The sequence below is a fragment of the Chloroflexota bacterium genome (assembly GCA_026706485.1).
GTDB lineage: Bacteria > Chloroflexota > UBA11872 > UBA11872 > UBA11872 > JAJECS01.
In genome coordinates this window covers 274,801-293,874 of the sequence record JAPOYR010000004.1, presented here as the reverse complement: position 1 = coordinate 293,874, position 19,074 = coordinate 274,801, and the positions used below count along the sequence as shown (strand labels likewise).

14 protein-coding genes are annotated in these 19,074 nt (G+C 69.5%); 11 read left to right on the top strand and 3 right to left on the bottom strand.

Going from position 1 to position 19,074, the window contains the following annotated elements:
• The first annotated feature begins 27 nt into the window (after positions 1 to 27).
• The 11 genes from OXG79_03845 to OXG79_03795 all read left to right on the top strand — a co-directional run bounded on the left by OXG79_03845 (position 28) and on the right by OXG79_03795 (position 14,560).
• Positions 28 to 891 (top strand): NAD(+)/NADH kinase, encoded by an 864-nt coding sequence (locus tag OXG79_03845; GenBank protein MCY3782902.1) that lies wholly within the window; start codon positions 28 to 30, stop codon positions 889 to 891.
• A 5-nt stretch (positions 892 to 896) separates the two neighbouring features.
• Positions 897 to 2,672 (top strand): DNA repair protein RecN, encoded by a 1,776-nt coding sequence (gene recN / locus OXG79_03840; GenBank protein ID MCY3782901.1) that lies wholly within the window; start codon positions 897 to 899, stop codon positions 2,670 to 2,672.
• 100 nt (positions 2,673 to 2,772) lie between these two features.
• Positions 2,773 to 4,329 carry a hypothetical protein gene (locus OXG79_03835; protein MCY3782900.1) on the top strand — a complete coding sequence of 519 codons (1,557 nt, stop codon included), beginning with the start codon at positions 2,773 to 2,775 and terminating at the stop codon, positions 4,327 to 4,329.
• An 18-nt stretch (positions 4,330 to 4,347) separates the two neighbouring features.
• The gene (locus tag OXG79_03830) at positions 4,348 to 5,337 is read left to right on the top strand and encodes a MoxR family ATPase (protein ID MCY3782899.1); all 990 of its coding nucleotides are present in this window, start codon (positions 4,348 to 4,350) and stop codon (positions 5,335 to 5,337) included.
• A gap of 6 nt (positions 5,338 to 5,343) precedes the next feature.
• Positions 5,344 to 6,237: a DUF58 domain-containing protein gene (locus OXG79_03825; protein ID MCY3782898.1), complete on the top strand. Its 894-nt coding sequence runs from the start codon at positions 5,344 to 5,346 to the stop codon at positions 6,235 to 6,237.
• Entirely contained in the window at positions 6,234 to 8,072 is a 1,839-nt protein-coding gene (locus OXG79_03820; protein ID MCY3782897.1) for a VWA domain-containing protein, read from the top strand. Before OXG79_03825 ends, OXG79_03820 begins: the two co-directional genes overlap by 4 nt.
• 4 nt (positions 8,073 to 8,076) lie before the next feature.
• Positions 8,077 to 10,725 (top strand): VWA domain-containing protein, encoded by a 2,649-nt coding sequence (locus tag OXG79_03815; protein MCY3782896.1) that lies wholly within the window; start codon positions 8,077 to 8,079, stop codon positions 10,723 to 10,725.
• Positions 10,726 to 10,740: 15 nt separating this feature from the next.
• Positions 10,741 to 12,123: an HD domain-containing protein gene (locus OXG79_03810; GenBank protein MCY3782895.1), complete on the top strand. Its 1,383-nt coding sequence runs from the start codon at positions 10,741 to 10,743 to the stop codon at positions 12,121 to 12,123.
• A gap of 4 nt (positions 12,124 to 12,127) precedes the next feature.
• Positions 12,128 to 12,364, top strand: coding sequence for a hypothetical protein (locus tag OXG79_03805; protein MCY3782894.1), 237 nt, complete (start codon positions 12,128 to 12,130; stop codon positions 12,362 to 12,364).
• Positions 12,365 to 12,458: 94 nt separating this feature from the next.
• Complete coding sequence (locus OXG79_03800) at positions 12,459 to 14,105, top strand: GMC family oxidoreductase (GenBank protein ID MCY3782893.1); 1,647 nt, start codon at positions 12,459 to 12,461, stop codon at positions 14,103 to 14,105.
• The gene (locus OXG79_03795) at positions 14,102 to 14,560 is read left to right on the top strand and encodes a gluconate 2-dehydrogenase subunit 3 family protein (protein MCY3782892.1); all 459 of its coding nucleotides are present in this window, start codon (positions 14,102 to 14,104) and stop codon (positions 14,558 to 14,560) included. The genes OXG79_03800 and OXG79_03795 overlap by 4 nt, the downstream gene beginning before the upstream one ends.
• 30 nt (positions 14,561 to 14,590) lie before the next feature.
• Here OXG79_03795 and OXG79_03790 read toward each other — a convergent pair whose 3' ends face one another.
• From OXG79_03790 to carB, 3 genes are all read right to left on the bottom strand, one after another.
• The gene (locus tag OXG79_03790; GenBank protein MCY3782891.1) at positions 14,591 to 14,851 is read right to left on the bottom strand and encodes a hypothetical protein; all 261 of its coding nucleotides are present in this window, start codon (positions 14,849 to 14,851) and stop codon (positions 14,591 to 14,593) included.
• 200 nt (positions 14,852 to 15,051) lie between these two features.
• Positions 15,052 to 15,855 (bottom strand): dihydroorotate dehydrogenase electron transfer subunit, encoded by an 804-nt coding sequence (locus OXG79_03785; GenBank protein ID MCY3782890.1) that lies wholly within the window; start codon positions 15,853 to 15,855, stop codon positions 15,052 to 15,054.
• Positions 15,852 to 19,073, bottom strand: coding sequence for a carbamoyl-phosphate synthase large subunit (carB, locus tag OXG79_03780; protein ID MCY3782889.1), 3,222 nt, complete (start codon positions 19,071 to 19,073; stop codon positions 15,852 to 15,854). Before carB ends, OXG79_03785 begins: the two co-directional genes overlap by 4 nt.
• Position 19,074: the final 1 nt, after the last annotated feature.

Sequence of the window (19,074 nt, the reverse complement as noted above, 5' to 3'; positions counted from 1 at the left end):
GCGGCAACGTCGGCGACGGGCCATGCCATGCGCGTTGGATTGCTCTACCAGCCTCATATCGCGGCGTCGATTCGCCATGCCGACCGCGTGCGCGAGCGGCTTGGAGACCTTGGCGTCGATGCGTGGGCGTCGTCGTCGTTCGAGATCGTCGACGAACCGGACGCGATCGAGGGCTCCGATCTCCTCCTGACCTTCGGCGGCGACGGCACCGTGCTGCGCGCCGCGCGCACCGCGGCGCCGTTCGGCGTGCCCTGCGCGGGCGTCAACTATGGACGCATCGGGTTTCTCACCGAATTCAGCGGCGCCGACCTGGATGCCCGGTTGCCCGACCTCGTGGCGGGCCGCTATTGGATCGAGCCCCGGCTGCTCATCGACTGGACCCACACGGGCAGCGGCGGGGCGGAGATGCGCGGCATTGCCGCGGGTGACGTGGTGGTGGGCCGCGGGCGCATCGCCCGGGTCGTCGAGGTCGAGGTTCGCATCGACGACGCCGAGCTCACCACCTATACCGCCGACGGCGTGATCGTGGCAACGCCGACCGGCACCACCGGCTACACCCAGGCTGCCGGAGGCCCCGTGCTGCATCCCGAGGTTCGCGAGCTTGTCGTCACGCCGATCGCGCCGTTCCTCACGCCGGCCAACTCGATCGTGGTGGGCCGGGACGTGACCATCGACATCGGCGTGCGCACCACGCACGAGGCCACGCTGTCGATCGACGGCCAAACGCAATACATGCTGGACGCCGGCGATCGCGTGGTGTGCCGCGCATCCAAACACGTGGCCCAGTTCGCGAGGATGCAGTCGCGCAGCTACTTCTACGCCACGTTGGCGGAGAAGCTGCGCTGGCGCGTCCCGCATCAGCTCGCGCGTCCCTCGAACTCGGATTCCTAAGTCGCGTGCTGCTCCGGCTGCGCGTGCAGAACCTGGCCCTGATCGACTCTGTCGAGCTGGCGCTGGAGCCGGGTTTCAACGTGCTTACCGGCGAGACGGGCGCCGGCAAGTCGATTCTCATCGACGCGATCGACCTGCTGCTGGGCCGCCGCGCCCGGCCCGACGACGTGCGCGCCGGCGCGCGGGCGGCATACGTGGACGGCGTCTTCACGCCGCCGGAGAGCGCAGCCCTCGCCGCCACGCTGGAGGCGTACGGCATCGAGCCGGAAGAGTCGCTGGTCATTTCGCGGGAGGTGATCGTCAACGGCGTGGCGCGCTCGGTGGCGCGCGTCAACGGACGCGCCGTGCCGGTGCGAGCCCTCACCGAGCTGGGGCCTCACCTGATCGATATTCACGGGCAGGTTGAGCATCAGTCGCTCTTTCGGGCGGCGCGGCAGCTCGAGTACCTCGACCGCTACGGCGGCCACACGCGGGAGCGGAACGAGGTGGCCCGGCTGGTGGACCGCTGGCGCGACGTCAAGGCTGAGGACGCGGACCTGCGGCGGGACGCCCGAGAGACCGCGCGCCTGATCGACCTGCTGGCCTTCCAGGTGAATGAGATCGATGGGGCGGGCCTGTCGGCTGACGAAGACGAGGCGCTGCGCGTGGAGCGCCAGGTGCTGGCCAACGCGGAGCGCCTGCGCGAGCTGGCCGGCATTTCCGAGCGTCTCCTGACGGGCGATGACGCCGGGGCGGCGGTGGACCGCCTGGGCGAGGCGATGGCGACCCTGGCCGAAATCGCCGACCTCGATCCGGCGGTCAGGCCCGCGGCGGATCAGATTGCCGAGGCGCAGGCGGTGATCACCGACGCCGCGCAGTCCGTTGCCGCCTATGCCGCGAACATCGAGTCCGATCCGGACCGGCTGGAGGAAATCAACGCGCGGCTCGACCTGTTGGAAACGCTCAAGCGCAAATACGGCGATTCGCTCGCGGATGTGTTGGCGTTTGCCGAGGACGCCCGTCGCCAGCTCTCGGAGCTGGGCGCCGCCGACGACCGGCGGCGCGCCCTGGCCGATGAGCAGGCGGCGCTGGAACGCGAAGTGGCCCGCGCCGCTCAGGCCCTGCGGACGCGCCGGCTGGACGCCGCCGAGAGGCTGACGCGGGCGATCGCCCGCGAGCTGGCGGACCTCAACCTGCCCGATGCCGCCGTGGAGTTCCCGCTTCACACGCGGGCCGATGCCGCAGGGCTTGCATTCGGCGAAGGCGAGGAGCCGGTGGCATTCGATCGATCGGGCGTGGACCTGGGGGAGATGCAGCTCAGCGTGAACCGCGGGCAGCCGGTGCGGTCGCTGGCCGCGGTTGCCTCGGGTGGGGAGATGTCGCGGATTCTGCTGGGGCTCAAGTCGGCGCTCGCCGCGGCCGACGAGACGCCGACGCTGATCTTCGACGAGATCGACGTCGGCGTGGGCGGACGCAGCGGCGACGTCGTTGGGCAGAAGCTGGCGCGGCTGGCGCGGGCCCACCAGGTCCTGTGCGTGACCCACCTGCCCTCGGTGGCGGCTTTCGCCGACACGCACTTCGTGGTGGAGAAACACGACGACTCGACAGGCACCGTGACCGACGTTCGGCGGCTCGACCCTGACGCCGTGGTCGAGGAGATCGCCGCCATGGGCGGCAGCCGCACCACCGCCGGACGGCGCGTGGCACGCGATCTGCTGGCCGACGCGGCGGCGTGGAAGGACGCCGGCCGGGCCGAGTCATCCGGTGGGAATGCCACCGAGGCGACGGCGCGCCGATGCTAGGCTCGTAGCTACCTGCCCCGCCGGGGCAGGGCGCGTTTCCCGCGTGCGAAGCAGCGGAGGCCCCTCGCGCGCCGCACGCCCGGCATCGACCGGAGTTCGGATGATCAACGCCAGCGCTCGCCGGGCGGCATGGTCGGGCGTTGCGCTGCCGCGGCCCATGTTTCGCGGGACGGCCTATGGCCGGAAGGCGCTGGGCCTACGGCTGTTGCAGCTGGCTCGACGACGACAACGCGCCCGCGCGCTGGCCCTGGCGCCGCGCCTGGTCACGTGGGGAATCGCCGGCACGCTCATCATTGCCGTGCCGGCCGCGTGGCTGGGCGGTCCCGATCTCCTGGTCCCATCCGGCATCGCCCTCGCGCTGGCCGGTGTGGTCGTGCTGACCGGGGTGGCGCTCCATGTGCCGGCGCCCCACGACGTGGCGCTGGCCTATGACAACCGTGCGGGTCTGCACGAGCGCCTGTCGACGGCGATTGCCGAGCTTCGAAACGTCGATCCGGACGTGCGCGACTTGCAGCACGCTGACGCGCTGGCGGCCGCGGGTCGCCTGAAGCCCGGCGGGGCCATGCCCTACGGCGTGTCCAGACGCGATCTCTTGACCATGGCGCTGGCGGCCGCGGCGCTTGCGGCGTGGGTTGCCGCCATCTCCCTGACCCCGTTTTGGCGCACGATCAACCCGCCGCTTTCCCTCGACCAAGGCGACATCGAACAGTCCGACTCCGCGGCCCCGGCCCCGGCGGCACCCGGCGATTCGGCGGCTGCGCTCGATCCGACGACGGCCGCGGAGATCGAGCGCATGCAGGCGGCGATCGACGAGCTGCGGGCGCAATTCGATCCCGAAGCCGGCACGGCTGAGCAGGCTCTATACGAAGCATCCGAGCATCTGCGCCTGTCGGACGAGGGGCGGCGGCTCGGTCGCGAGCTTGGGAATCGCGAATATGCGGCCGCGGCGTCGGAGCTGCGCCGCCTCGCCGCCGAGCTGTCGCAGTTGAGCGCGGCCCAGAGGGAAGAGCTTGGTGAGCGATTCGGCGAAGCCGCCGCGGCGGCTGACGCGGATCCTCGGCTGGCGGAACCGATGCAGGAACTGGCGGACGCCCTGGAGAGCGGCCGGCTGAGCGACGCCCGCACCAGTTTCGAGGAGCTGGCCAGCATGCTCGAAGCCGTCGAGGCATCGGCTGCCGGCAACGCGGCGATGCAGCAAGAGCTTGCGGCCCTCGAGTCCGAACTGGCCGAGATGCTCGCCGACTCCGGGGCAGGCGCCGGGCTGCCCGGCGAATCCGCTCCGGACGGCCCCGCGATGCCGGGTCAGGGCGGCATGGCGGGCGACGGCAACGCGGCCATGGTGGACCAGCCCACGGGCGAAGGCGGCGGCCTGGGCGGCTCGGCGGCCGAGGGCCAGGAGGTGCCGGCCAACATCGAGGGCCTTGCCGCCAATCAACGGCTGGACGCCGAAGGGCGGCTCGAAACCGTGCCCATTGATCCGACCGCCGAAGGCCAGGAGACGGTCATGCGGCCCGTGCTCGAGCTGGGCACGGACGTGTCGCGGGAGTTCGAGCCCTCGGCGGGCAGCCGCGGCACGGCGGTGGGGCGTCCCGACATGAGCCGCGCGCTGCCGGCGGACCGGCAGATTCTGCTCGACCGCTACTTCTCGACCCCGTAGGGTGCCAGCATGACGACCATGACAACCGAACGCCGCGCCGAGCATCTCCGCGAGCTCGCGCACGGCATCATGTCCGAGGTTTCGCGCGTAATCGTGGGCCAGACCGAGGTCATCCGCGACACGGTCGTCGCCCTGATCGCCGGTCAGAACGTGCTGCTCGAAGGGGTGCCGGGGCTGGGCAAGACGCAGCTGGTGCGGACCCTCAGCCAGGTGCTGGATCTCAGCTTCAGCCGCATCCAGTTCACGCCCGACCTGATGCCCGCCGACATCACGGGCACGAACGTCCTGGTCGAGCCTGCTGACGGTCGTCGGGGATTTCGCTTCGAGCCCGGTCCGGTTTTTGCCCACCTGGTGCTGGCGGATGAGATCAACCGCGCCACGCCCAAGACCCAGTCGGCGCTGCTGGAAGCGATGCAGGAGCGGCAGGTGAGCGTGGGCCGCCAGGTCCACGCGCTCGAACGGCCGTTCTTCGTGATGGCGACCCAGAACCCGATCGAGATGGAGGGCACCTATCCACTGCCGGAGGCCCAGGTCGACCGGTTCATGTTCAAGCTCGTGGTGGACTATCCCTCGGGCGACGAGCTGGGCGAGATCATCGGACGCACCACGGGCGCCCAGGTCCCCGACGTATCCAAGGTCGCCACGGGCGACGACCTGATCGACATGGGCGAATTCGCCCGGCGCGTGGCGATCGCGCCGCACGTCGAGTCCTACGTGGTCACGCTGGTGAAGGCCACGCACCCCTCCGACGCCCGGGCGCATGACATGACGCGGCAGTACGTGCGCTACGGCGCCTCGCCCCGCGCCGCCCAGGCCCTGGTGCTGGCGGGGAAGGTCTACGCGCTGCTGGACGGCCGCTTCAACGTGAGCTTCGACGATGTCCGGCGCGCGGTGAAGCCGGCCATGCGCCACCGGATTCTGCTGAACTTCGAAGCCGAGGCGCAGGGGGTGACCAGCGAAGGCGTGCTGGACCAGATTCTCATGACCACGCGCCCGGACGGCGGCTGAGACACCATGGCCCGGCGGGCCGAACCGGCCTTCGCTCCGGAGGCCGGGCTGCGCGCCCAGCTCGAACGGCTGGCCGTGGTTTCCAACCGGCCCCATGGGCACCTCCACACGGGTGGGCGCCGCAGCCGTAAGTCGGGGTCGTCGATCGAATTCGCCGACTACCGATCCTACACGCCGGGGGACGATTTCCGGCAGATCGATTGGAACGTTTACGCGCGCAGCGACGAGCTGTTCGTCAAAGTCCGCGAATCCGAGGAAACGCTCGTCGTCCACCTGTTCCTGGATGCCAGCGCCTCGATGGCGACGGGCCGGCCGCCGAAGTTCGACGTGGCCCAGCGCCTGGCGGCGGCGCTGGGTTGGGTGGCGCTCACCAGCCACGACTATCTGGCCGCGACCCTGATCGGCGGCGACTCTACCCAGCACTTCCCGCCCCAGCAGGGCCGCGCGGCGGCGAGCCGCCTCTACGACTTTCTCGACGCCCAGTCGCCCACCGGCCCCACCCGCCTGGCGGCGTCGGCGCGGGCCCATGCCGCTCGCGGCGGGCCGCACGGGGTGGCGGTGCTCATATCGGATCTGCTGGCCGACGACGCCACCGAGGCCATCGGCATGTTGGTCGAGCGGGGCCACGAGCTTGTCGTGATTCACGTGCTCGACGGGCAGGGCGTGCAGACGGACTTTGCCGAAGAGGTCGAATTGGTTGACGTCGAGACCGGCGGCAGCCTGGAGCTCTACGGCGACTCGGCGCTCCTGGCGGCCTTTCGGGCCACCGTGGCGGAGTGGACCAGTGAACTCCAGGCCTTCTGCCACCGGCGACATGCGCGCTACATCCCCATCGAGTCGGAGTGGCCGGTCGAGGAGGTGCTGCTCCGGCGATTGCGGGCGCATCGCGTGCTGGCATGACCTGGGCCGCGCCCCTCGCATTTGGATGGCTGGCGCTCATGGCTCTGGTCGGATTGTTCTATATGCTGCGCCCCAAGCGGCAACGGGTCGCGGTGGCCTCGCTGCTGTTGTGGCGGCGGACGTTGCAGCGGGAGCGCGACGAATCGTGGCTCGACTGGCTCAAGCGCCACCTGCTGCTGATTCTCCAGCTGCTCCTCGTCGCGGCCCTGGCCCTGGCGCTGGCGCGGCCCGAGTGCACCGGCACGCGCACCGTCGGACCGCCGGTGGCGGTTGTGCTGGACGCGTCGATGTCCATGCAGATTGCCGACGTGGGCCGTCCCCGGATCGAAGCCGCCAAGGACCAGGCGATCGCGTTCGTCCGCACGTTGCCCGCCGACGTTCGCGTGTCGGTGCTCAGCGCCGAAGGCGCGCCGCGGCCGCTGGTGACGCACAGCGCCAACCGGTTCGAGGTCGAGGCCGCGATCGACGGGATTCGGCCAACCGCCGCCGAGGGCGCGATCCCCGGCACCCTGGACATTGCGCTGTCCCTGGCGCCGCCGGCCACCGGCGGAATGGTGGCGCTGTTCAGCGACGGCGCCTTCGAGCTGCCGCCGGGCCGCGCCTACGACGACGTGACGGCGTTCATCGTGGCGGGGGACGCGGCCAACGTGGCGCTGGAGGAGTTCGCCGTGCGCCGAGAGTTTGCGGAGGCGCGGGGCGTTCAAGGGCTGGTCGTCGTCCGCAATGACGGCACGCGCGCGGCCGACGTGGCGGTGCGCATCGAGGCGGCGGGCATCGGCGTTGCCGAACGCCAAGTGACCATCGAGCCCCGCGCCCGCGAGACCCTGCTCATCGACGACCTTGGCGCGGCGCCTGGCTACTCGGCCACCGTCCTGCGCGGCGACGACGGCCTGGCGCTGGACAACACCGCCTATGCGGAATTGAGCGATCCGCGGAACCTGCGGGTGCTCGTTGTCGGTGAGGAGACCGAGCCGATCGTGCGGGCGCTGCAGGCGTCGGCCAGGGTCACAGCGGCAGGGGGAACTCCCGCCGAGTACGACACCGAACGCCCGCACGATGTCTACGTGTTCCAAGGATGGCTGCCCGAGTCGCTGCCCAACGCCTCGGTGGTGCTGGTGAGTCCGCCGGACATCGAGGCGCTCGGGATGCAGGAACTCCCCGCGCTGGACTCCGCGCCCCGCGCGGCCCGGGACAGCGTGCTCCTGCGGCACGTGGACCCTATCGCGATCACCCTGCCGCAGGCGCGGCGCTACGGAGCGCCGGCCGAGCTTGCGGTCGACCTGGACATCGACGGCGGCGCCGTGCTGGCTCACGGCGTCATGGACCGGCGGCGGCTGGTGCTCATCGGGCTAGATCTGCTGTCCCCGAACGCGACCATCGCCCCCTGGTACCCCGTGCTGTGGAGCAACGTCTTGCAGTGGGCCGATCCGTTCAACCCGCGCGGGGGCGATGCGCCGCTCACCCCCGATCGGCTGGCGCGGTTGATTCCGCACCCGCTGGCCGACGCGTTCGAAGTGGTGCACCCGAGCGGGGCTCGGACGGAGTTCCCGGTCACGGCCCCCGCGGTGCTCGACGCCGGTGAGATTGGCACCTACGTCGTGCGGCAATACCGCGATGGCCAGGTGCTGGCGCAGACACGCCTGGCGGTGGAGCCGCCCGAGGGAGAAGTTGGCGCCGGTTTCGCCCAGACCATGACCGGGGCCGCGGCGCCCACGGCCGGCGCGACGGCAGGCGTGCCGGAAACCGTCCAGGTGTGGCCGATCTTCGCCGCGCTGGCGTTGTTTTTCCTGATCGCGGAGTGGTGGTGGTTCCACCGCGTTCGGGGATTGCGCTAGCGCCATGACGCTCGATCGCATCTGGCTGCTCGCCTTCCTGGCGCTCATCCCACTCGCCATTTGGATGACCCACGCGAGCCGCGCCCGGCTCTCGCGGCGACGCACGGCCCTTGCCGCGATCCTGCGCTCGGTGGCCATCGCCGCCCTGGTGGTAGCGCTTGCCGGACCCGGAGGCGGCAGCGGGCCGCCCGTCACGATCTTCGCCGTCGACACCTCCGCCAGCGTGCCGCTGGCCGATCAGGCCCTGGCCATGGGGCACGTTGAAGATTTCGCGCGGGCCTTCAGCTCCGACACGCCGGTCGGCGTCGTCCAATTCGCCGGTCGGGCCGCGGTGCTCGCTTCACCCGATCGGCTGGAGGAGGCCCCGCCGCTCACGGCCGCGGTGCCGACCGATGCGACGGACCTGGCGCAGGGGCTCTCGGCGGCCCTGGCCCTGGTGCCGGCGGATCGTGAGGGCCGGATCGTGCTCGTCACCGACGGCAACCCCACGGCGGGCAATCTCGACGCGGCGATCAACGCGGCGGTCGTGAGGGGCGTCAGCGTGTCCCCAATGCCGGTGGCGAGCGAGACCGGCACCGACCTGGCCATCGACGGCCTCGACGTGCCCCAGGCCGTGCGCCGGGGCGCCGCGGCCCAGGCGCAAATCACCGTCGTGTCAGGCCGCCTCACCAGCGCGCGACTGCGGCTGTGGAGCGCGGGCACGCTGCTCAGCGACGCCCAGGTCGAGCTTCGTCCCGGTCGCCAGACCTTCATCACGGATCTCACCGGCCTGCCCGACGGCTTTCACCGCCTGCGGGCGGAGCTGCTGGAGGACGCCGACGTGCGGCGGGCCAACAACGTGGCCGAAGCCGCCACCTGGGTGCAGCCCGCGGGTTCGATTCTGCTCGTCGGCGACGCCGTGGCGCCGGCGGTCCAGGGCGCGCTTGCGGCATCCGGGCTCGACGTCACCTCGGTCCGCCCGGCGGACCTCGAGTCCGCGGCGCTTCGGGATTTCGACGCCGTCGTGATGGCCGACACCGCCGCGGAGTCGCTGAGTCCAACCCTGATGGCCTCGCTGCGCGAGTACGTGCGGGACGGCTACGGCCTCGTGGTGACCGGCGGCGCCCGGAGCTACGCCGCCGGCGGGTATGAAGGAACGCCGCTGGACGAGGTGCTGCCCGTGTGGTCGAACCCAACCGAGGCGCGGCCCGACCCACGTCTGGCCATCGTGCTGCTGATCGACCGATCGTCGAGCATGTCCCGGGAGACGCCCGACGACAAGGTCAAGATCGACCTGGCGATCGAGGGGGCCGTGGAGGCGGTGGAGGTGCTCGACGAGGGCGACATCATCGGCGTGATCGCCTTCGACGAAAACTCGCAGTGGATCGTCCCGCCGCGCGCCATGGAAAGCGTCACCGATCTCTCGAGCGTGGTGGATGCGATCCAGCGGATTCAGATCGGCAATCTGACCGACATGTTCCTCGCCATGTATACCGCCCGCGAGCGACTGCAACGGGTCGATGCCTCCGTGAAACACGTGATTCTGCTGACGGACGGCAAAGCCCACCGCGGCGACTTCGAGGCGATGACTCGCTCGATGCGGCGGCGCGACATCACCATCTCGTCCATCGCCATCGGAGAGGACGCGGACAAAGATCTGCTGACCGAGGTGGCGCGATTGGGCAATGGCCGCTACTACTTCGCGCCCACGGCCAGCGACCTGCCGCGGGTGCTGACGCAAGAGACGCAACTGGCCGGCGAGTTCGCCATCGTCGAGCGGGAGTTTCAGCCGCGGCTCCAGACGCCCAGCCCGGTCTTTGCCGGCGAGCTCCAGGGGCAGGCGTTGCCCAACCTGACGGGCTACGTGCGCACGCGGGCCAAGCCCACGGCCGAGGTCGTGCTGGCCTCCGACAGCAACGATCCCATCCTGGCGCAATGGCAGTTCGGCCGCGGTCGCGCGGTGGCCTGGACGTCGGATCTTGGAGGCGACTGGGCCGAGGCTTGGTCCCAGTGGCCCATGTTCGCCGCCTATCTGCGCCAGGCGGTGGACTGGGTGATGCCGCCGCCCGACGGGACGCTCGCGGAAGGCCTGTACCCGGTCGTGGAGGCCACCGCCGAGCGCACGACGATTACGATCGACTCGCTGGACGCGGATGGACGCTTCCGGAACGGTCTGGACACGAGCGTGCGGCTGATCGCACCCGGGGGTGTGGAGCTGGCCTACGCCGCCGAGCAATCCGCGCCCGGCCGCTACATGCTCGACACGGCGAGTCCGTCGCCGGGCGTCTACGAGGTCCAGATCGAGCAACGAAGCGCGGGGGCGCTGGTGGCCAGCAGCCAGACGTCGCTCGTCGTGCCCGCGCGCGCGGAGTTTCGCAGCATCGAGCCCGACCTGGCGACGCTGCGCCGCATTGCGGCGGCGACGGGCGGCGCGATGGTCGAGACGCCGACGGATCTGGCCCGCACCGCGCTCCGCGCCACGCCCGGTGGTCAGCACCTGGGATGGCCGCTGTTTCTCACCGTTGGCCTGTTGTGCGCCGTGGCCGACATCGGCGTTCGGCGGGTTCGCGGCACGCCGCGCGAGGTCTGGGATCAGCTTCGGGAGCGTGTAGAATCGCTGCGTACGGCGCTTGGTTCGCTGCGCCGCCTGCCGCGCTTCCGACAGCGCCCCTAAACTCGTTTCAAGCCTGTGAATAACCCCATCGGGCGCCTCGCGCAATCATTCCAGCGGGCGGGGTTTGCCCTGTATCTGGTCGGCGGCCCCGTGCGCGACCGCATCCTCGGCCGCGAGTCGACGGACCTGGATTTCACCACCGACGCGCGGCCGCCCGAGATCAAGGTGTTGCTGCGCCGCGCCGGCGCCGACCACATCTATGCCGTCGGCGAGCGGTTCGGCACCATCGGCGCGATTTTCGGCGACATGCCGGTCGAGATCACCACCTACCGATCGGAAACCTACGAACCCGGCTCGCGCAAGCCGAGCGTGACGTTTGGGCGCTCGCTGGAAGGCGACCTTTCCCGGCGCGACTTCACGGTGAACGCCATTACGCAGGACATCGCCACGGGCCGCATCTTCGACCCGCTGGGCGGGCTGGGCGACATCGCGCGGCGCGTGATTCGGGCCGTGGGCACCCCCGACGACCGGTTCCGCGAAGACCCGCTGCGGGTGCTGCGGGCGGTGCGCTTTGCCGCCCAACTGGACTTCACGATCGACCGCGACACGGCCGCCGCCATGCGCCGCCAGGCCACCGGTTTGGGAACCATCAGCGCCGAGCGGATCGGGGCCGAAATGCACCTCATCATGGCCTCGGACCGCCCCAACCGCGCCATCGTGACGCTGCTGGAGCTCGGGCTGCTGGGCTTTGTGATTCCCGAACTGATCGCCATGCAGTCCACGGTCCAGGACGAGCGGCACGAGCACAAGGACGTGTTCGCCCACACGATGCGCGTGCTGGCCAACACGCCGAACCGCCTGGAATTGCGCTGGGGCGCCCTGCTGCACGACGTGGGCAAGCCCGCCACCAAATCCGTGCGCCGCGGGCGCGTGCACTTCTACGGCCATGCCGAGGTCGGCGCCCGCATGACGCGCGTCATCCTGGAGCGGCTGCGCGCCGACAACCGGCTGACCGATCGCGTCTGCCACATCGTGGTGCTGCACATGCGCGCCAACGGCTACGAGCCGTCCTGGACCGACGGCGCGGTGCGACGCTTCATCCGCGAAGCCGGCGAGGAGCTCGACAACTTGATCGCCCTTTCCCGCGCCGACATCACGAGCTATCGACCGCGGCGCATCGAGACGGGACTCGCGCGCGTCGCCGAGCTGCGGGCGCGCTGCGACAGCTTGATGGCCGAGCAGGACGTCACCGCCCTCGACAGCCCCCTGGACGGCCACGCCCTCATGGAACTGTTCCAGCGCCCGCCGGGCCCGTGGATCAAGCCCGTGAAACAGCACTTGCTCAATCTGGTGCTCGACGGTGAGCTGGCTCCGGACGACACGGACGGAGCGACCGAGATCGCGCGCGAGCTGGTCGAGCGCGAAGCGGACGTGCCGGCCGCACCGGTCAAGGCGTAGCGCCGTGGCGTCCGGCGTCGACCCGTGCGCCGCCGACCAATGGGAGCGCCTGCGGGACTGGCTCCAGCGCAAGATTGCGCAGATGGCGGAAGGCGATTTCGAGCGCCTGCCGCCGCAGTTCAGCGATGACGACGGGCGTCGGGCGACCGAGGCCTACGAGACGGTGCTGCTGGCGATGGAGGTCCTGGAAGGCCGGCGCGGCACGGCCGTCCGCCGATCCGACGCCGACGACGCGACCTGATCGGGGCCGCGCGCCCTTTCCGGTGGCCCAGGCTGCGTGCAGCCTGGGATAGCCATGCGCCCACCTCGCCGGTTGTCGCCCGCGACGCGCTAGCATGAGCCGTCTCGCGCACGAGCCCAGCGAAATGCCACAGGACCCTGACGCCACCGATGTGCTGATCATCGGCGCCGGCGCGTCGGGCGCAGCCGTCGCCTGGTCCCTGGCTCGGGCCGGCATCGGGGTCACCTGCCTGGAGCAGGGCGGATGGCTGGATCGCACCGACTATCCGCACGAGCTGCCGGATTGGGAGATGCATCGGAAGACCGATTTCTCCAACGATCCCAACGTGCGCGGGCGGCCCGAGGACTACCCGCTCAACAACGCCGACACGCCCATCGCGCCACTCATGTTCAACGCCGTGGGCGGCAGCACCATCCACTGGGCGGGCCACTTTCCGCGATTTCGGCCATCCGACTTTCGCGTGCGCACGCTTGACGGGGTGGCCGACGACTGGCCCATCGTTTACGAGGACTTGGAACCCTTCTACGAAGAGAACGACATCAACGTCGGCGTCGCGGGGCTCAACGGCGATCCGGCCAATCCGCCGCGCGGCCCGCGGCCGCTGCCGCCGGTGGCGCTCGATCCCGCCGCCTACGTCTTCATCGACGGACTCGAAAAGCTCGGCTGGCATTGGTGGCCGGCCGACGGCGCGCTGCTCACCGCGCCCTACGGCGACGGGCGCCAGGTGTGCAATCGCTGCGGTCCGTGCGACTTGGGGTGTCCGAACGGCGCCATGTCGAGCGCCCATGTCACCTACTGGCCCAAAGCCCTGGAACTTGGCGCGCGCCTGGTGACGCACGCCCGCGTGCGCGAGATCACGGTCGATGCCCGCGGCCGAGCGTCGGGCGCCGTCTACTACGACCGAGACGGCGTGGCGCGGCATCAAGCCGCGCGCGCGGTGGTGATGGCGTGCAACGGCGTGGGCACGCCGCGTCTGCTGCTCAACTCGGCCTCGGCGCTGTTTCCCAACGGACTCGCCAATTCCAGCGACTATGTTGGCCGGAACCTGATGTTCCATCCCATCGGCTTCGTCAGCGGTGAATTCGACGAGGATCTGGTTGGTTACCAGGGTCCGCTTGGCGTGCTGCTCCACTGCCAGGAGTTCTACGAAACTGACTTGTCACGAGGCTTCGTGCGCGGATGCCAGATGCAGTTGCATCACGATTTCGGACCGCTGAGCACGGCGCTCGGGGGGTTTACGGCGCACCGCGTGCCCTGGGGCGCCGATCACCATCGGGTGATGCGCAAGCGGCTCGGCCGCACGCTGTCGATCACAGCGATGACCGAAGATCTGCCGGAACTTCACAACCGGGTCACGCTCGACGAAACTCTCACCGACAGCCACGGGATCCCGGCGCCGAAGATCAGCTACACGCTGAGCGACAACACGCAGCGCGCGGTCGACTTCGTGGTCGGTCGGGCGCGTGAGCTCCTCGAAACCTGCGGCGCGCATGAGGTGCGGGAGCTGCCCTGCGTTCCCGAATCGGGCTGGCACCTGATGGGAACGGCACGGATGGGGAACGACCCGGAAACTTCGGTCGTTGACCGCTGGGGCCGCGCCCACGACGTGCCGAATCTATTCGTGGTCGACGCCAGCCTCTTCGTGACCGGGGCGCCGGTCAACCCCACCAGTACGATTCAGGCGCTGGCCTTGCGTACGGCAAGCTGGATCGGCGTCCACCACCGCGAGATCGCCGCATGAGCGCCGAGTTGCGCTTCCTGACCGGCGAGCAGTTGCGCCTGGCAACGGCCGTGCTGGACGTGATCATTCCGCCCGATGGCGAAAGCCCCGGGGCGGGCGGGGCCGGAGGCGCCGAGCGCCTGGACGCCATCCTGGCCGAGCGACCCAACGTCAGGCGCCCGGTGCTCGAAGCGCTGCGGGCGATCGACATCGCCGCGGGCCCACGCGGTTTTCTTGCATGTGAACCCGCGACCCGGCCCGATGTGTTGCGAACGGTTGAGACGGCGCAACCCGAGGCCTTCATCGCCTTGGTCGAGCAGACATACAACGCTCACTACACGAGTCCCAGGGTGCGCCGTGCATTGGGCTTCACACCCGAGAATCCGCAGCCCGAAGGATTCACGCAAGCCCGCCCCTTCGACCCCGCCCTGCTCGAAGGTGTGCGCGCGCGCAATCGGACCTGGCGCCGCGTTTAGCTTCGACAGCCCATGGCCGCCGGGATTGGCTTACGCCTTCTGCACGCCCAGGTCGCCCGCCCGCATTTCGAACTGAACCTTGAAGCCGGACTGTGCGGCTGCCGACTGGATGCGGCCGCGAATCGTGGGCTGTCGCTTCTTCTCTTGATCGGAGAGGCTGATGACTACCCATTCGCCACGCGAAGTCTTATCCAGACGGTCGACAATCTCACGAATCTCAGGGCTGATGCGACGAGAACGCTGGGGTCGCTGCTTCCAGTCGCCGGTTGAAACTACCTCTTTGACCTTCATCCGATTCTCCACTCCTGTCGAACAATCCACATTGGATCGGGTCATCATGGCACAAATAAATCGTCGGATGCAACTATCGGGCCAGAGTTGAACCTATCCGGGATGTAATCGCGGCAATTCTGGACGGGCTGCTGACAGTGCCTTGCACGCGACCTTTTTTGCGACCTTGCAGTGCGGCAATTGGTGCGCTGGCGGATGTTCTAATCGTGGGTCCATTCCCACGAGAGCGCGTCTTGACGAAAGACAGGTCCGTCCCTACATACGCGCTTGACGCCATGCGTGGTGCGGACGACGCAGGAGTAGCACACGCCAACGGCGCAGCCCATGCGAGCCTCGAGCGACGCAAAGACCGGGCGTTGACCGCGCTGTAATCCGAATCTGGCGCTGAGCCGCGACATGGCCTCGAGCATCGGCGTGGGACCGCACACGAACACTTGCTGGGACCAATCCCACCAGTCGGGAACCAGGTCCGTGATCACGCCCGCGTGGCCCTGCGAGCCGTCGTCGGTCGCGGTGAGGTAGGTGGCCGACTCATGAATCCAGTCCGCGGGAGTGACGCCCGCCGCATCGCGCGCGCCGCACAGAATGGTGGACTCGACGCCGTTGGCCGCGGCGCCGTCGGCCATCACCAGCAGCGGCGCCAGACCGATTCCGCCGCCGACGAAGAGCGCGCGCTCGGCGTTTGGCTGCCACTCGAACCACGTTCCGAGCGGGCCCAGCAAGTCGATGTCCGTTCCCGGATCTTGCCGCACGAGCCAGTCGGTGCCGCGACCCACGACATCGATCAGAAAGGCGATGCGGCCCTGCTCCGGCTCGACGCGGCTGAAGCTCAACGGTCGCCGCAGCATGGGGTCGTAGCTGCCGGGATCGCCGCACAGGGCGTGGGCAAACTGTCCGGCGCGGGCGGTCGCCGCAATACCCGGCGACTCGTAGGTACACCACCACAGGCGCTCGGTGATCCGCTCGTTGCGGACGACCCGCGCCGTCTCCTGGAGCGCCTTCACGCCGGGATTGGAGCCGCGCCGCGGTATTCGTCGATCGTGCGCACGTCATACGCCCCGCGCGTGGTGTCCAGCGCGTCCAGCAGCGAGCGCACCGTCTCAAGCGTGGTGAGACAGGGGGTGCGCGTCTCGGCGGCGGCCCGACGCATGTAGTGCCCGTCCTGCAGCGCCTGGCGTCGGCCCGTCAGCGTATTGACGACCAGGACGCTGCTGCCCGAGCGAATGAACTGCTCCACGTTTGGGGTGCCGGCCCGCAATTTGGCCACCGTGCGAGCGCGGAACCCGAGGTCGCGAATGAAGCGGGCCGTGCCTTCGGTGGCGACGAGCCCATACCCCAACTGGTCCAGGCGCCGGATGATGTCGACGGCCCCGGGCTTGTCGCGGTCGGCGATCGAGAGCAGCACGTCGCCTTCGGGCGGCAGCGCGTTGCCCGCCGCGATCATGGCCTTGAGCAGGGCAGGCGGAAACGCGCGATCGACGCCCATCACTTCGCCCGTGCTCTTCATCTCCGGTCCCAGATAGGTGTCCACGCCTGAGAGCTTGGCCATCGAAAAGACGGGAGCTTTCACGGCGAACAACGGGGGAACCGTGGCGAGGCCGGGTTCCCAACCAAGCTCGGCCAATGTCGCGCCGAACAACGTCTGCATGGCCAGGCGCACCATGGGAATCCCGGTGGCCTTGCTCAAGAACGGCACCGTGCGGCTGGACCGCGGATTGACCTCCAGCACGTAGACGTCGCCGTCGTACTCCACGTACTGCACGTTGACGAGCCCGCGCGCGCCGAGCCCGGCGCAGATGCGCTGCGTGGCTTCGAGAATCGCCGCCTGCGTCGCCTCCGACGCCGTGACCGGCGGATATACGGCGAAGCTGTCGCCGGAGTGCACGCCGGCCCGCTCGATGTGCTCCATGATGCCGGGAATCAGCGTGTGCGTGCCGTCGCAAATCGCGTCGACTTCGAGCTCGCGGCCTTCGAGGTATTTGTCGACGAGCACGGGGCGTTCGGGCGAGGGCTGCGTGACCTCGTGGATATAGCGTTCGAGCTCCTGCCGGTCGTCGACGATCTCCATGGCGCGGCCGCCCAAGACGTAGGACGGGCGCACGAGCACGGGATACCCTAGCTGCTCGGCCACGGTCACCGCGTCTTGCATGCGGGTCACCGTGGCCCCCGGCGGACGCAGCAGACCGAGCCGTTCGAGGAACCGGTCGAACTTGGCCCGATCCTCCGCCTCGTCGATGCTTCCCGGACCTCCGCCCGCAATCTCATGGCCCAGCGTGTAGAGCGGCTCGGCTAAGTTGATGGCCGTCTGGCCACCAAACTGCGCGATAGCGGGCGGCATCCCGTTGCGCCGGCCCTCGTTGGCGAGCACGTCAGCCACGCTTTCGACGTCAAGCGCCTCGAAATACAGCCGCGTGGACGAGTCGAAGTCGGTGCTCACGGTCTCGGGGTTCGAGTTGATCATCACGCTGGCGCGTCCCGCCGCTTGCAGGGCCCACGCCGCGTGGACGGAGCAGTAGTCGAACTCGATGCCCTGCCCGATACGAATGGGTCCGCTGCCGATCACCACCGCCGGTGAGTCGGCCTCGGGCTGGGCCTCGTTTTCGTGCTCGTAGGTGCTCCAGTAGTAGGGCGTGACGGCGTCGAACTCCGCCGCGCACGTGTCGACCATCTTGTAGACCGGCGTGATCCCGTAGGATTCGCGCCGTTCCCGCACGCGCTGGGGCAGCTCGTCCGCCAACGCGGCGATCATTTCATCGGAGAATCCCATCCGCTTGGCGTCCCACAGCAGATCGGCGGTCAGCGGTTCGTGGAGCAGGCGGCGCTCCATGGCGTGGATGCCGGCCATCTTGTCGACGAAGAAGATGTCGATGTGCGACCGCCGGGCGATCTCCGCCGGTTCGGCCCCGCGCCGCAGGGCCGCCATGATGGCCCACAGCCGCTCGTCGTGCGCGTGGTCGATGCGCCACCAGATCGCCTCGTCGTCGTCGGCCCACGCCGGGTCCTCCCAAAGGAGCGTGCGGCCGCCGATCTCCAGCCCGCGAACGGCCTTGTTGAGGCAGGCCTCGATGGTTCGCTCTATCGCCATCACCTCGCCCGTGGCCTTCATCTGGGTGCCCAGACGCCGGTCGGCGTGCTCGAACTTGTCGAACGGCCAGCGAGGGATCTTGGTCACGACATAGTCGAGCGCGGGCTCGAACGCGGCGCAGGTCCGCTGCGTGATCGGGTTGGGCAGTTCATCGAGCCGCCGGCCCAGGGCGATCTTGGCGGCAATGCGCGCGATCGGATAACCCGTGGCCTTGGACGCCAGCGCGGATGACCGGCTCACGCGCGGGTTCACCTCGATCACAGCGTAGTTGAAGGACTTGGTATCGAGGGCGAACTGGACGTTGCACCCACCCTCCACGCGCAGCGCGCGAATGATGCGCAGCGCCGCCGACCGGAGCATCTGATACTCCTTGTCGCTGAGTGTTTGGCTAGGGGCGAACACGATGGAGTCGCCCGTGTGCACGCCCATCGGGTCGAAGTTCTCCATGTTGCAGACGGTGATGCAGTTGTCGGCGCCGTCGCGCATCACCTCGTATTCGATCTCTTTCCACCCGGCCAGCGATCGCTCCACGAGAACCTGGCCGATCGGACTCGCCTGGAGCCCGCCGTTGACCACCGCCTCGAACTCGTCCTCGTGCCGGGCGAATCCGCCGCCCGTGCCGCCCAGGGTGTAGGCCGGGCGCACCACGAGCGGAAAGCCGCACGAACGCGCGAAATCCCAGGCGTCCGGCAGCGAGGTGACGGTGCGACTCTCGGGCACGGGCTCGCCGATGCGCTCCATCAGCGCTCGAAATCGCTCCCGGTCCTCCGCGTCCTGGATGCCTTCGAGCGGGGTGCCCAGCACGCGCACGTCCCAGGCGTCCAAGATGCCGGCCTCGCCAAGCTCCACGGCCATGTTGAGGCCGGTCTGTCCGCCCATGGACGCCAGCAGGCCCTGCGGCCGTTCCTGCTCGATGACACGCGCCAGCACGTCGCGCGTGATGGGCTCGATGTAGACGCGATCGGCGATGCCCTCGTCCGTCATGATCGTGGCGGGGTTGGAGTTGACCAGGATCGAGCGCACGCCCTCCTCGCGCAGGGCCTTGCAGGCCTGCGTTCCGGCGTAGTCGAACTCCGCCGCCTGACCAATCACGATCGGCCCCGAGCCGATCACCAGCACGCTCTCGAGGTCAGCCACG

Excerpts from the sequence above, each read along its gene's own strand:
- OXG79_03845 (MCY3782902.1), top strand. The coding sequence starts at position 28 with ATGCGCGTTGGATTGCTCTACCAGCCTCATATCGCGGCGTCGATTCGC.
- OXG79_03835 (MCY3782900.1), top strand. The coding sequence starts at position 2,773 with ATGATCAACGCCAGCGCTCGCCGGGCGGCATGGTCGGGCGTTGCGCTG.
- OXG79_03830 (MCY3782899.1), top strand. The coding sequence starts at position 4,348 with ATGACAACCGAACGCCGCGCCGAGCATCTCCGCGAGCTCGCGCACGGC.
- OXG79_03825 (MCY3782898.1), top strand. The coding sequence starts at position 5,344 with ATGGCCCGGCGGGCCGAACCGGCCTTCGCTCCGGAGGCCGGGCTGCGC.
- OXG79_03820 (MCY3782897.1), top strand. The coding sequence starts at position 6,234 with ATGACCTGGGCCGCGCCCCTCGCATTTGGATGGCTGGCGCTCATGGCT.
- OXG79_03815 (MCY3782896.1), top strand. The coding sequence starts at position 8,077 with ATGACGCTCGATCGCATCTGGCTGCTCGCCTTCCTGGCGCTCATCCCA.
- OXG79_03800 (MCY3782893.1), top strand. The coding sequence starts at position 12,459 with ATGAGCCGTCTCGCGCACGAGCCCAGCGAAATGCCACAGGACCCTGAC.
- OXG79_03795 (MCY3782892.1), top strand. The coding sequence starts at position 14,102 with ATGAGCGCCGAGTTGCGCTTCCTGACCGGCGAGCAGTTGCGCCTGGCA.
- OXG79_03790 (MCY3782891.1), bottom strand. The coding sequence starts at position 14,851 with ATGAAGGTCAAAGAGGTAGTTTCAACCGGCGACTGGAAGCAGCGACCC.